Source organism: Lederbergia citrisecunda, assembly GCF_018343695.1.
GTDB classification, from domain to species: Bacteria; Bacillota; Bacilli; order Bacillales; family Bacillaceae_C; genus Lederbergia; species Lederbergia citrisecunda.
In genome coordinates, this window is sequence record NZ_JAGYPJ010000002.1 from 32,292 (window position 1) to 45,877 (window position 13,586).

Genomic DNA, 13,586 nt, shown 5'->3' on the forward strand with positions numbered 1-13,586 from the left:
TCCTTTACTAAACATTTACTATTAAAAAATCTCCTTTTTTATTTCAAACTTTGCATTGCTAATCTATGTTTGATATCTCCGTCATAAAAAACATCCCGTCCTTTGAAAGTGAACGGGATGTTTTGCTCATTTTAGATTCTAATAGCTCTTAAAATTACTCATTCTATGCCGTTTTGAACTGACTAACATGCATCTGTAACTCTGTGGCCATTTTGGATAAAGCAGTTGCAGAAGAAACAATTTCCTCCATGGATGCTAACTGTTCCTCTGAAGCAGAAGCAACATTTTGAGTATTAGCAGCAGAAACTTGAGCTATCCGAGAAATCTCTTCGACTGAGGCATTGACTTGTTCTACACTTGCAGACATTTCTTCCGATACGGCTGAAGCTTCTTGAATTTGGGTTGTAACCTGATCAATTAATTGTAAGATCATTTTAAACCCTTCTTCTGCTTCATGGACAACTTCCACACCAACCTTTACTTCTTGGGTTCCTTTATCCATGACATTTGCGGCATGGGATGTATCACTTTGTATCTTTTGAATCAATTCTGCAATTTGATCTGCCGAATCCTTCGATTGCTCAGCAAGTTTTCGGACTTCATCGGCAACCACTGCAAATCCTCTTCCATTTTCACCTGCACGGGCAGATTCAATGGCGGCATTGAGGGCTAACAAATTCGTTTGCTCGGCTATGGAGGTGATCACGTCAGTAATTTTTCCGATTTGCTCTGAGTGTTCTCTTAATTCTTTGACGACAGTTGCTGAATCATTGACAGCTTCATTAATATTATTCATTTGTAGGATGACTTTTTGCAAAGACTCGTGTCCATTGATTGCTTCTTTACTTGTTCCCGTTGCTAATTCGGATACAGAGGAAGTTGTCTCCGCAACTTGCTGCATGCCATTCGCCATCTCACTCATGGCTACAGAGCTTTCATTTGCTCCTTGTACCTGAGTTTCTGTACCGCTAGCTACCTCTTGGATGGATGTAGTAATTTGATTCGTTGCGTGGGTGGTTTGTTCAGCACTTGCTGTTAACTCTTCAGAAGAAGCAGCCACTTGTTCAGATATTAAATCAATTTGACGAATCATAGCACGAAGGTTTTTAAGCATCTTATTAAAAGAATTGGCTAAATCGCCGACTTCATCTTGTGAATAGACCGAAAGTTCTTTTGTAAGGTCTCCTTCTCCTTCTGAAATCTCTTTTAATTGTTTATTAATCATTACGATTGGTCGTACAATTGATCGAGTGAAAATAATACTTAATATAATGGCAAGCAACCCTACGATAACTAGGACGATAGCAAACAATAATATTACTGATAGAACCGTGTCATGAATAACCTTGATTTCTGGTCCTACTAGCCACATGCCAATAACTGCGCCATTTTGATCTTTGATTGGTTTGTACATTGTCAAGTGTTTCGTTCCTACAATGTCGGCTTCACCTTGGTATATTTCCCCTTTTTTTAGTACAACATCTGTTACTTTTGGATCTGCTTTCTTTCCCATTGCCCTTTGACCTGTATTAACCTTTACATTGGTTGCAATACTAGTATCCCCTTGAAAAATGGTTGCTGCTCCATTAGTCATCTCGCCTATTTGATCAAGCAGTGCATTGTTGTTGTTGATGATTATATTTCCCTTGTATAGCTCTCCATCTTTAATAGACCATTCACCTGGATAAGTCTCATTTATCCAATTGTATCCTAATGCCGAGACACTCTCGACCCTGCCTTTAAAAGATTCCATCATAGCTTTTTCAATTTGGTATTTGGCTACTAAACTGATAATAACTGATAAAAAAAGAATAATACCAATTACTAAAACATTGAATTTCATACCTATTTTAAGTCTTATAATATTCATTAATTTGAATACCCCTTTGTTAGTTTTAATCTTATTTTTCTCTCAAAGTCTATTTGAAATCACCTTTAAATAGGTTAAGTGTTCATTATTACCTATGTACTTCTTGTAAACTGTTATTTCGTATAATCTAGAGAAAGCATCCTATATAAGTTGCACAATATTTTACCGTGAAGAATAAACCTCCTATCTGTTTTTTAATATCAAAAATTTAAGATGACAAAATAAAAAAGTAACCAAACATATCGATAAAAATACCGAAAAGAAAGGTTACTAATTAAAGAGATTTTTCGGTAACTGGCTGGCATCGTAAAGATTTTTACATTAGCCCCTATAGTTTTGCGTCCACCTCTTTAGAAGTGTTTGCCTTTATCGTACATTCTGCTACAAGATACATGGCTATTTTACTATGGAATTTGACTAATTTTCTGTTACTTCAGAACTATTATAATAGATTGAAAAATGTATAACAAGTCATTTGTCGTTTTATACCTGATTATGTAAAAAATGGTAGGGTGCGTTTAGGACCTATTACAAATACGAGAGCATCATAGAAAATGAGCAATACATTTTAGGGAGGATATTGTGGAAGATGGTTTTGCGACTGCGACCATTTTTTTAGTTGAATAGTAGAAAATCTCATATTTTTAAATCAAATACTAAGTTTTAATTCTAAAGAGATGAAGGAAAATATAAGTTTTTGTCGAATGTCTAGATGTTAGAGACGTATAGAGAGGATGAAAAAATATGTACGAGCATATGGTATTTTTTAAATTTATTGAAACTATTACTCCAGAAAAAGAGCAGGAACTTTTAGAAAAGCTACTACGTTTTAAAGAAAAAATTCCTGGGATTGTAGAACTTACTGCAGGCTTTAACGTTACGGAAGAGGAAGAGCGAAAACAAGGCTACAGCTTAGGTTTACGCGTGACCTTCGAAAATAAAGAGTCTTTAAATCAATACGGTCCACATCCAGTTCATCAAGACTTTGTAAAATCTTTGGACGGTGTAATTGAGAATGTAGTTGTGGTGGATTATCCAATAGCTTAAGGAGAAACTGAATATAAAGAGTTGTTGGGTTACCCCTATTTATGGAAATAAATACTGTGAAAGAATGTACTTAAACGAAAGGAGGCTTTAGTTATTAAACTTTCATTATAAAAATACTTCACTTTAATATAAAAACTCCATTTTGATCAATCTTTTTTTAAAATGGAGTTTTTGCTTTTGTCTGTTGTGTAATATTTTGATATAGAAGTGCTATGGTTGTTTCTAGCGAATAAAGTAATTTCTATGAATAAAGAGTCCGATAGAGTAGTATCAGAACTATACTTAATGAATTGTTGTTTGTCCTCGTAACATTTTCAATAAGTTAAAATACGTTTAAAAGAAGCAAAATAAAACGGAAAAACTGCCAAAAGAGAATGATAAAAACGACTTCATTGTTATTTAATTTGTGGATAATGAATATAGATTAAAGAAAATTAAACTACTATTTTTGGAACGCCAATCCATTTCGGAATAGTGTTTTGTGAGAAAAGCCTGTACCATTTGACTCAGCGCATGTGGGATTCAATAAAAAACTCTCTCGCCAAAAGCAAGAGAGCTTGATACATGTTAAAAGAACATATTGAGTATAAAATAGCTTATAGCTGCGAGTGTAGCAGAAATAGGCAATGTAATCACCCACGTAATGAGCATAGTTTGTGCCGTTCCCCATTTTACACCTTTCAAGCGGTGGGAAGCCCCAACCCCTAGAATAGAAGAAGAAATGACATGGGTAGTACTTACTGGCATATGGATAAAAGTAGCTCCGAAAATAACCGCTGCCCCAGTTAAATCTGCTGCTACACCACTGACAGGTCGAATTTTCATGATTTTTCCGCCAACCGTTTTAATAATTTTCCATCCACCCACGGCCGTCCCTAGTGCCATAGCAAGAGCACAAATTAATTGAACCCAAAATTGAATATCACTAGAATTCTGATATTTATTGACAATCAAGGCCATTGTAATAATCCCCATTGCCTTTTGCGCATCATTTGTTCCATGAGAATATGCTTGCAATGCTGCTGTAGCGATTTGTATTCTTCTGAACCTTTTGTTCGTCTTAGTCAAATTATTATTTTTAAAGATTATTTTTATAATACTATAGACAATAAAACCAACTGCAAAGGCCAAAATTGGAGATAAAATGAGTGCCTTTAATATGGTAAGAAAACCACTGTAATTTAATGAGTTAAAACCAGCCGCCGCAATTGCTGCACCTGCAATCGAACCAATTAACGCATGTGACGAACTGCTTGGAATCCCATAATACCAAGTGATTAAATTCCACGCGATTGCCGCAAATAACGCAGCGAGTATGACAGTAGATCCATTTTGTAAAGTAAATGGATCTACAATATCTTTTGTAATGGTCTTTGCTACTCCTGTAAACGTCATTGCGCCGATAAAGTTCATCACAGAAGCCAATATAATGGCATGCCTTGGTTGCAAGGCCTTTGTTGATACTGAAGTCGCAATCGCATTAGCAGTATCATGAAATCCGTTAATAAAGTCGAACACTACTGCAAAAACAACAATTAAAATTGTTAGGATAAGGATTGTATTCATGCTCTCTATTTACTCCTTACGCATTTTTCATAATAATGGCTTCAAATGTATTAGCGACACTCTGACAGAAGTCAGCCACTTCCTCAAGTTCTTCGTAAATTTCCTTATACTGTATAATGCGTATAGGGTCTTTTTCGACTTCGAATAAATTCTTAATCGAAACCCGTAAAATCGCGTCACATTGAGATTCATAGTCTTTAATTTTTATCGCATTTTCTCTAATTAGTGGGAGGTTCTTTTTGGATAATAAATTAATGGCTTTATCAATTTCAATCACACATTTCTGGATTGCCTCAACAAACTGAAGCATATAAACATCCGCAGTTGTCACAGAATACATATCAAATAACGCTGCTGTCTGCTCAAGTCCATCTAAGACATCATCCATATTCATGGCTAGAGCTAAAATATCTTCCCGTTCAATGGGTGTAATGAACACATTATTTAAGTCTATTATTACTTGATGACAGAGTGAATCTCCCTTCTTTTCATATTCCTTCATTTTTTCTGAGAAAATTTTCAAGTCTTCTAAATTGGTTAACTTATAATCTAGAAAATAATTCATACTTTCCATTAAGTTAGAAGAGATATTAGTCAAATGAATCGAAAATTGGTCCTCTTTTTTCTTAAACATATTGGTTACCCCCTTAAATAAACACAAGTTCTCTAATGATAGCGTAATTTGTCGAAATAAAACATATTCTTAACGAAACATTTACATAATCTTTACAAAAGGGGGAGTTCTTCCTTCTTCATACTTTCACTATGTACAAAAAGAATTGGTATTGTTCGCTGATGTTTTACAATGTTTTATTACGTTTTCTAATTGGAGCAAAAAATAGAATATTATTCCTTAAAACTGAAAGATATATCATTGGTAGTCATTAACGCGGAGTAGTTGATAACCCATTAGATATCCTAGAAAGTGAAGCGTCTGACACGATGCATTCTTATGAAGATTTTCACTATAATATATTATTGAGTTTTTAACGTTAATAATGAAATTTCCTAGAAAATAAAAAAGTTCCAAAGACCTATTTTGCTTTTGCAGATAAGTGCTAACATTTTTCTATAGAAAAAAACAAGAACCCTAGTCACAAGATTAGTGCTCAGTTAGAAGTCAAAGTCTTGTTATTTTTCATTTTAATGACTAGTTAAAAAGATCTATTTTTTTATAGACCCCTTAAAAATTGATAGTTTTTTCGAATAACTAGATGTCTACAAAAAAGGACAAAAATTGACGAGGTGATGAAAGATGAAAGAGAAATTGAAGAAAACTGGAGCAGCTCTACTTATTGCAGGTTTTACAGTAACTGGAACAGGTTATGCATGGGCAAATGGATTAGATTCTTTTGAAAAAGATTCTACAGAGTATGTGGCTGAGGAATCACAAGAAGTGGAAGTAACTAAAGAGGAAAATGTAGCGATTGATGAAATAGATTCAGATGATGAAACTGTTAACGAAGAGCTAGAGAATGAAGCAGACGAAAATGTTAATGATTCTGATCAAGAAAATGAAGATGAAACAGTAGTAGATGCTGATAAAGAAGATGAAGAGAATGATGACGAATCAGTAGAAGACTCTGATAAAGGGGAAGTAGAGGACGAAGCTGGCGAAGATGAAGTCGACCAAGAAGAAGAAGGCGAAGTAGAAGATGGAGCAACTGAAACGGAAGAAAATACACTTCCAGCTACACCAGAAGGTTATAAGGCTGGTAATCTAGCTGCTCTTGGAAAAGCTTACGAAAATGTGAAAAATCCAAAAGCAAAAGCTGCTATTAAGCGTAATATGGAACGTTCAGTTGAAAGATGGGAGAACAAGCAATCGAAAGCTGAGTCAAAGCAAACTAAAGAACCAAAGCAAACTGAAGTAAAAGAAGAAACCGTTAAAGCTGAATCACCAATTAAACAAGAAAAGGCTACTAAGGAAAATAAGGTAAAAGCTCCACAAGCTCAATTGAATAAAAAGCATGCCGAACAAAGAAAAGAGTTAAGAAATACTCAAAAAGCAGAACGTGAAGCGCAAAAAACAGAACGAAAAGCGGGAAAAGAACAAAAGCAAAAGAATGGAAAAACGAACTAATATTCCAGAAAACAGCTTTTCAATTTTCAATGCAGCCTTAACAATTAAGATGAGTGTTGATATGGAAAGAACGGAGAGATACCAATGCTTTTGTCTATCATACAAGGAGTATTCAATAATAGGGCCGATACAGAATTGAAAGAGCTTGTATTGAAGGCAAAAAAAGGCGATGAGAAGATCATGAACGAACTTCTCATCGCTTATACTCCGTTTATGAAAAAAACAGCTTCAATTGTCTGTAAACGATTTATTAATGAGCATGATGATGAATTTAGTGTAGCTTTAAAAGGCTTCTATGAAGCTATTTTACAATTTAATCCTGACGAAAAGACTTCATTGAAGACTTTTTCACATTTAATTATAAAACGACGTCTTATTGATTATATGCGCAAAGAATCAAGAAGAAATGAAGAATTATTGTTATTAAATGATGAAGATAGGGAAACAGGTGCAGATCCTCAACATTATGTGTTCAACGAAATGTCGATATCCTCATTTTTAAAAGAACAGCAAGCAGCAGAACGTCGTGAAGAGATTAAGGAATATTCACAGGTTCTTAAGGAATTTGGCTTGTCGTTCCAAGAGTTAGTTATATCCTCACCCAAACATGATGATTCAAGAAAAATAGCTTTTAAAATCGCACAAATCATTTCTTCAACACCCGATTTTTATTACTATCTTATCGATAAGAAAAGGCTACCAATAAATGAGCTTACATCCATTACCAACGTATCAAGAAAGACGATTGAACGACACAGAAAATATATAGTGGCGGTTACATTGCTAATGAACAGTAACTTCGTATGTCTAAAGGAATTCATTAGAGAGGAACTTTTATGATGTGGAAGAAAAGAGGCATTGTTTGTGAAAAGAAAAAACATTATTCTATCTTTTTAACAGATAAAGGGGAATTTTTACGAGGAATTCCGATGAAAGAAAAAACAGATATAGGAGATGAAGTTGAATTTCATCAAGTCTATTGGCCTTTTCTATTCCGTAGAAAAGGAAAACCAGCATTTTTTGGAGCTGTTATGATTGCAGCAATGCTTCTCTTTTTTTCCGTGTCATTCTTGTTGCCGAATATGAATACTGTGCTGGCTTATGTACAACTAGATACAGACGAGGCAATGGAGTTTGGGGTCGATGAGAAAGGTAATGTTGTTTCCTTGCGCCATTTGAAAGAATCGTCTTCAGAATTGGAGAATAGCTTTGATAAGTGGAAAGGGCAACCTTTACGTGATGTATTAGAGAGTGCTATAAAGGATTTATCAACGAATCCTAGTGAAGTACAAGTTATGATTACAACGATTTTTCCTAACGACGAGAAAAAACCTTTAGTACACGAAATTGTGGAAAGTGTTGTAAGTGATGTTCAAAAGACATATAAAAAAATGACCTTAGAAGTTAACGAAAGTACATTTGAAGACAGATTGACCGCAAATAAACAGCAAATGTCCGTTCATGAATATAAAAAAAGTAATCAGCAAGTGCCTGAGCCGGAATTAAAGGAATCTTCTGCTGAAGTTGAAAAAGAGATACAAATAGATTCTAATAATCAGAAGACAGATCAAGATCCTATACAACAAAAGGAAAAGCAAGAGCAAATATCAAAATCTAAAAATCTGGAAAAAGAACAAGAAAAGAAGCTACCGCCAATAAAACAGCAGAAAAACCAAGAATTCTCGAAACAACCGAATAAGAAATCAGATTTTCGAAATCCAGCAAGTGAGAATCAAGGAGAAAACAAAAAACCTAATAATTCTAATACTACAAAAGAAAAAAGGAATAATCCTAAAAAAGATAAAGCTAAAGATTCCGAGCATCCTTCGAATAAGAAGGAGCAGTCTACTAATCCTTCTGCAGAGAAGAACAAAGGGAATAAGAAAAAACAGGATTCCTCATCTAAAGGAGAAGAAAATAAATCAAGTAAAGATAAGAAACCGTGATCCATCGTCAGTTTAGCTCCCTAAATATGAATACGACTTAAAGAATCATTGTTGTTGCTACTGGATTTTAATGGAAAATGGAAAAATAATCTGTGGGGACTGTTCTGTAAAGGAGGACAGTCCCCAATATTGATATTTTATTAACATATGTAGGCTCTTTATCTAAAGATTTATATTACATATCGTACCTTTCTAGTATTTCAGGGTATACCTTACAGGCTCTATCCAAAAGATTGGCTGATTTTACCGAATAGCTTTTTAGCTATCTCGTCGCGTTCTTCTTTTTCCGAGGGTCTTGTTTAGTTAAAATCATATACAAGTTCTTTGCCTCATAACCTATCTCTAGGAAGTCCTACTCTCATATCAGAAAATGAAGGTCCCCAACTCAGTTTTTTCCGTTGTGAAAATGTTGAATTTGCTGCTACACTAATCGAATATATATTATTTTGTAAAAAGTAAGAGTTAGGTGTATAGAACTTTCTCCTGTGATAATCTTAGAGTAAAGAAATTACATACAATGAAGGTGGAAATCGTGAAATCAATTCACAAGCAGCTTGTTGAATATGGTATGGATGCTCATATTGCTGATTATGTAGCTGTAATTATCCAAATTCTTATTATTGCACTACTTTGTATAGTGGCTAATTTTATTACGAAGAAGATCTTTATTAGGATCATCAATCATTACGTTAAAAAAACGAACTTCAAATGGGGCAATATTATATTGGAAAGGAAAATTTTTCGCAAGTTATCCCATATTGTTCCTGCACTCATTATTTATTACTTTTCGTCGACCTTTCCTAGTCATCAACATTGGATCGTAAAGGGAGCCATTACATATATCATCATTGTCGTACTGACGATAATAGATAGCTTTTTAAACGCAATTGATGATATTTATAGGACCTATGAAATATCTAAGATTAAACCAATAAAAGGATATATTCAGGTCGTAAAAATTATTGTTTTCATCATCGGCGGAATTATCATTATTGCTGCCTTGATGGGTGAGAGTCCAGTCATTCTTTTAAGTGGTATTGGTGCACTATCAGCTGTCTTCATGCTAATCTTTAAAGATTCGTTATTAGGTCTTGTAGCTGGCATTCAGTTGACTGCGAATGATATGGTTCGGGTGGGTGACTGGATTGAGATGCCTAAATATGGTGCAGATGGAGACATCATTGAAATTTCTTTAAACACCGTAAAGGTTCAAAATTTTGATAAAACCATAACGACAGTACCTAGCTATGCCCTTATATCTGACTCTTTTAAAAACTGGAGGGCCATGCAAACTTCAGGTGGTCGACGGATAAAGAGGCCTATTTTTATCGATACAAACAGTATCACCTTTTGCACTGAAGACATGATTGAGAAATTTAAAAACATCCATTATCTTAGGGATTATATTATTAGCAAGGAAAGAGAAATAGAAGAGTATAATACGAATCATGAAATAAATAGAAATAACAAGGTGAACGGAAGGGGCATGACGAATATCGGTGTCTTTAGGGCCTATATTACAAATTACTTAAAGAACCATCCTGGAATTAATCAGGAAATGTCACAAATGGTTAGACAACTGGAGCCAACAGAGCATGGTTTGCCATTAGAAGTTTATGCATTTTCGAATGATGTCAGGTGGGTAGTGTATGAATCAGTACAATCAAATATTTTTGACCATCTCTTTGCGGTAGCACCTGAATTCGGACTTAGAATTTTCCAAAATCCAACAGGGTATGATTTTAGAAATGTATTAGAGGAAAATCGATTTATGAAAGGTGACAGTACCCCATAAATGAATACTAGCAATCATGACATTTGTAGTAAATGAAAGAAAATACTTTAGTATAATTAATTAAACTTCCTCGTTATTTGAGTAGTTATACCCTTACCCTATTACTGTAAAACATATTATTCCAAAGAGTTATTTTCGGAAAAAAATAAAACAATATCATGTAAAGAAAAGACCTTTTGTAAATAAGTGTATCAATACAAAAGGTCTTTTTATTATCGGTTATCTCGTTAAAGGAAACTATTTTTTTACAGCATATACGTAATGAATGGTTTCAAATGCTGTTAAATAATCATTTCGATTTTTAAAATAAAGCTCATTAATTTCCTCTGGCGATAAATGTTCGTAAATAAGAAGACCCGAGTTTTCTAACATACTCTCAATTTCGGAATATGAAAAACTCGATTTCATCGGCTCTCCTCCAGCTGCAACCATTTTAACCATGTTTTCTACTCTATTAGAAATTCCTTTTTCATCAAAAAGATTTTCGTCTGCATAATCAAAAACTATGGAACTGCCCGAAGGTACCGTCGCAAATACATGATCGATCAAGCTTGATAATTCTTTCTTCGTTAAATAATAGGAAACACCTAAAAGACTAAAAAATGTTTTTTGATTCTCAAATCCTTGATCGATTAATTGTTGAATGGAATACTTCTTAGTGAAATCCATTGGAATGAAATGAAGATTACCCGGTATTTTGAAGTTTGTTTCTTCTAATCTATTCTTTTTAAAATCTTGTGTGGCTGGGTAATCAATTTCGTATATTTCTAGAATACTGTCCAATTCTGGGTGACGGAAGCAAAATGTATCTAATCCGGCACCGAGTATAACATATTGTGTTACTCCTAACTTTATTTCATTCTCTAGTACCATTTCGCAATAAGCTGCACGTGCTAGTGGAGTTGGTGATAGTTGAACTTGAGTAATCCATTTTAATATTTCTTCTGTATTCCCTTTATATTTTTCTGCAATATCTTTGTTGAAGAAGTGAATACCTTGTACCATGTTTTCTTTAATGTCATTAAATTCTTTCTTAGAAATTAATCTTTCGGCCATAAAGTCATTAAAGATAATCGGCCTATCATTTTGACTATGATAAGCTCTTGTAAAAGCAGAAACTAATGAAGTCACACTGGATTCGCCTTTTTTCATAAGAGTACACTCCTTCATTTAAAAACAAAAATAGGATTCCCCCTGGCCAGGAGAATCCTATTATAAACACAATAATTTTAATTGTAAATTATAACATAAATAAATTATTTTGTCAAGTTGTGGCTTTCAATATTATCAACTATCTCTTTTCGTTAGTCAGCCACCATTCCCTTAGCTTTTTCTCTTTTCTGTTTACCGAACATGCATTTCATTTGGATCGGAATTATGGCGCTCGCCACGATCCAAAGCTGCAATTTTGTCCATGTCTGCTTCGGTTAATTCAAAATCAAAGAGATCAATATTTTCTTTCATGCGTGAAGGCGTGACTGTTTTTGGGATCACAATGACATCGGTTTGCAGCTGCCAGCGAAGAATGACTTGCGCAGGCGTTTTTCCGTATTGTTCCGCTAATTCTATTATGACTGGATCTTCTAACACTTTCGTTCCGTTCATAAGCGGACTGTATGCTTCTAAATAGATCCCATGTTTTTTACAAAATTCCTTTAATTCTTTCTGCTGTAAATAAGGATGGCACTCTACTTGGTTGACAGCAGGCACTACTTCACATTCATTCATGATTCGTTCGAGATGTTCAATCTCAAAGTTGCAAACGCCAATTGCTTTTGCACGTCCGTCTTTATAGATTTTTTCCAATGCTTTGTATGTGTCTACATATTGATCGAATTTCGGAGTTGGCCAGTGAATTAAATAGAGGTCAACATAATCGAGCCCTAGTTTTTCTAAGCTTTCATCAAAAGCTTTTAATGTATTTTCATAACCTTGATCCGCATTCCAAACTTTTGTAGTTATGAACAATTCCTCACGAGGAACGGTGTTCTTAGCAAGCGCCTCTCCAACACCAAGTTCATTCCTATAAATCATGGCGGTGTCAATTAAACGATACCCCGTTTCGAGTGCCTGTTCTACTGCAGTTGCAGCTTCCTCATTAGGTACTTTCCATACCCCATAGCCAAGTTGTGGCGTTCGTATACCGTTGTTTAATGTTATGTATTTCATGGAATCGCTTCCTTTCAATCGTTTTACCAAAGTCTATCACAGATTTTGGAGAATTTGAATTATAATACATAGTTGGAAATCCACCCACAAAGAGTGCTTGTGGATGGACTTATGATCATTATTTTAAAAATAAAATTAAAAAAGTTGTAGCAATCCCAACATAAAGTCAAAGCGAATAATCCTTTGTGCAGGAAAACAGTTTTTCATACATTCAGATTTTTACATATATGTATGCAGTGAAATCTAAAACTTTACCTAGATGTGCTTTAAACACTGCTTTTCATTGCATTTCTTTTGTTGGTCCCATGACAGGAGGTACAGTTAAGCCTGCTTGACGAAGTAAAACGGTCATTTGTCCACGATGGTGCGTTTGATGATCGATTAAAGAGCGTAAAAGTGCCCCACGTGGTAACGGACGACCAAATCCTGTTACTTCTTCAAGTAAGGATTCATCAGTAAGTTTTGGAATTTCTTCTTTATAGGAACTAATGATTTTTTCATATGCAGCAACTATCTCTACTACATCATTAGGAACAGGATGATCTTGGCTAGGACCAGGTACGTCCAGTCCTGCAAAATGACCAAATGCATCTGCAGCACCAACTAAGTGCCAAGCCAACCATCCAAGGCTATTATGACCTTCGGCAATGGATTGATCCAGCTTATTATTGGTCATTGCTTTCATTACATTTAAAGTTGCAGCAGAAGCAACATTCCAATCTCTCATAAAGTCTTCCACTTTTCGGTACACTCTGAACACTCCTTTTTATTAAATTCGTTTCAATTATAGCTAATAGGAGATAAACATGTCCAAATGGTAGTCTTATTTAGTTCATTTGAAGAGATTAGTTGACCGGAAGAGAGGATAAGTTGTTATGTATTTTTTAAGAAAAAGTAGATACCACTTTTTTAGAGTTGTGATCCTTCCTGTTACGGAAAAAAGTGATGGTAAATGGAGCAAGCGTCATATTAGTGACCTATGGCCCAGGGAAAAAACATGATGAAGGTCACCAATCGAGGTATTGGTGACCAGTGATGTGGAAAAAATCATGGTAAAGGTCACCAATCATCATATTACCGCCCTTTACCATAAAAAAACGTGTGAGAATA

Annotated in this window: 11 protein-coding genes and 1 riboswitch; of the genes, 5 read left to right on the forward strand and 6 right to left on the reverse strand. The window is 34.7% G+C overall.

The window, feature by feature from the left end; translation table 11 throughout:
• Positions 1 to 163 precede the first annotated feature (163 nt).
• Positions 164 to 1,870: a methyl-accepting chemotaxis protein gene (locus KHA93_RS22370; RefSeq protein ID WP_213113135.1), complete on the reverse strand. Its 1,707-nt coding sequence runs from the start codon at positions 1,868 to 1,870 to the stop codon at positions 164 to 166.
• Between the two features lie 286 nt (positions 1,871 to 2,156).
• Positions 2,157 to 2,245, reverse strand: a riboswitch (cyclic di-GMP riboswitch).
• A gap of 369 nt (positions 2,246 to 2,614) precedes the next feature.
• Here KHA93_RS22370 and KHA93_RS22375 point away from each other — a divergent pair.
• Positions 2,615 to 2,917, forward strand: coding sequence for a Dabb family protein (locus KHA93_RS22375; protein ID WP_213113136.1), 303 nt, complete (start codon positions 2,615 to 2,617; stop codon positions 2,915 to 2,917).
• Between the two features lie 567 nt (positions 2,918 to 3,484).
• On the opposite strand, the gene KHA93_RS22380 is transcribed toward KHA93_RS22375, so the two are convergent.
• Both KHA93_RS22380 and KHA93_RS22385 read right to left on the reverse strand, forming a co-directional pair.
• Positions 3,485 to 4,483 (reverse strand): inorganic phosphate transporter, encoded by a 999-nt coding sequence (locus tag KHA93_RS22380; RefSeq protein WP_213113137.1) that lies wholly within the window; start codon positions 4,481 to 4,483, stop codon positions 3,485 to 3,487.
• Between the two features lie 16 nt (positions 4,484 to 4,499).
• A complete protein-coding gene (locus KHA93_RS22385; protein WP_213113138.1) occupies positions 4,500 to 5,117 on the reverse strand; it encodes a DUF47 domain-containing protein in 618 nt (205 codons plus the stop codon).
• Between the two features lie 621 nt (positions 5,118 to 5,738).
• Between KHA93_RS22385 and KHA93_RS22390 the strand changes: the two genes are divergently transcribed.
• From KHA93_RS22390 to KHA93_RS22405, 4 genes are all read left to right on the forward strand, one after another.
• Entirely contained in the window at positions 5,739 to 6,566 is an 828-nt protein-coding gene (locus tag KHA93_RS22390; RefSeq protein ID WP_213113139.1) for a hypothetical protein, read from the forward strand.
• Between the two features lie 84 nt (positions 6,567 to 6,650).
• Positions 6,651 to 7,406, forward strand: a complete 756-nt coding sequence (sigI, locus tag KHA93_RS22395; RefSeq protein WP_213113140.1) for an RNA polymerase sigma-I factor — start codon at positions 6,651 to 6,653, stop codon at positions 7,404 to 7,406.
• Positions 7,403 to 8,512, forward strand: coding sequence for an anti-sigma factor domain-containing protein (locus KHA93_RS22400; protein ID WP_213113141.1), 1,110 nt, complete (start codon positions 7,403 to 7,405; stop codon positions 8,510 to 8,512). The genes sigI and KHA93_RS22400 overlap by 4 nt, the downstream gene beginning before the upstream one ends.
• Positions 8,513 to 9,044: 532 nt before the next feature.
• The gene (locus KHA93_RS22405; RefSeq protein ID WP_432806359.1) at positions 9,045 to 10,307 is read left to right on the forward strand and encodes a mechanosensitive ion channel family protein; all 1,263 of its coding nucleotides are present in this window, start codon (positions 9,045 to 9,047) and stop codon (positions 10,305 to 10,307) included.
• Positions 10,308 to 10,544: 237 nt separating this feature from the next.
• Here KHA93_RS22405 and KHA93_RS22410 read toward each other — a convergent pair whose 3' ends face one another.
• From KHA93_RS22410 to KHA93_RS22420, 3 genes are all read right to left on the reverse strand, one after another.
• The gene (locus KHA93_RS22410) at positions 10,545 to 11,459 is read right to left on the reverse strand and encodes a class I SAM-dependent methyltransferase (RefSeq protein WP_213113143.1); all 915 of its coding nucleotides are present in this window, start codon (positions 11,457 to 11,459) and stop codon (positions 10,545 to 10,547) included.
• Positions 11,460 to 11,651: 192 nt separating this feature from the next.
• Positions 11,652 to 12,476, reverse strand: coding sequence for an aldo/keto reductase (locus KHA93_RS22415; RefSeq protein ID WP_213113144.1), 825 nt, complete (start codon positions 12,474 to 12,476; stop codon positions 11,652 to 11,654).
• Between the two features lie 280 nt (positions 12,477 to 12,756).
• On the reverse strand, positions 12,757 to 13,227 hold the full coding sequence (locus KHA93_RS22420; RefSeq protein ID WP_213113145.1) for a DinB family protein: 471 nt from the start codon (positions 13,225 to 13,227) through the stop codon (positions 12,757 to 12,759).
• Between the last annotated feature and the right edge of the window lie 359 nt (positions 13,228 to 13,586).

Coding starts and splice junctions, on each gene's coding strand:
- KHA93_RS22370 (WP_213113135.1), bottom strand. CDS start 1,870: ATGAATATTATAAGACTTAAAATAGGTATGAAATTCAATGTTTTAGTA.
- KHA93_RS22375 (WP_213113136.1), top strand. CDS start 2,615: ATGTACGAGCATATGGTATTTTTTAAATTTATTGAAACTATTACTCCA.
- KHA93_RS22380 (WP_213113137.1), bottom strand. CDS start 4,483: ATGAATACAATCCTTATCCTAACAATTTTAATTGTTGTTTTTGCAGTA.
- KHA93_RS22385 (WP_213113138.1), bottom strand. CDS start 5,117: ATGTTTAAGAAAAAAGAGGACCAATTTTCGATTCATTTGACTAATATC.
- KHA93_RS22390 (WP_213113139.1), top strand. CDS start 5,739: ATGAAAGAGAAATTGAAGAAAACTGGAGCAGCTCTACTTATTGCAGGT.
- sigI (WP_213113140.1), top strand. CDS start 6,651: ATGCTTTTGTCTATCATACAAGGAGTATTCAATAATAGGGCCGATACA.
- KHA93_RS22400 (WP_213113141.1), top strand. CDS start 7,403: ATGATGTGGAAGAAAAGAGGCATTGTTTGTGAAAAGAAAAAACATTAT.
- KHA93_RS22410 (WP_213113143.1), bottom strand. CDS start 11,459: ATGAAAAAAGGCGAATCCAGTGTGACTTCATTAGTTTCTGCTTTTACA.
- KHA93_RS22415 (WP_213113144.1), bottom strand. CDS start 12,476: ATGAAATACATAACATTAAACAACGGTATACGAACGCCACAACTTGGC.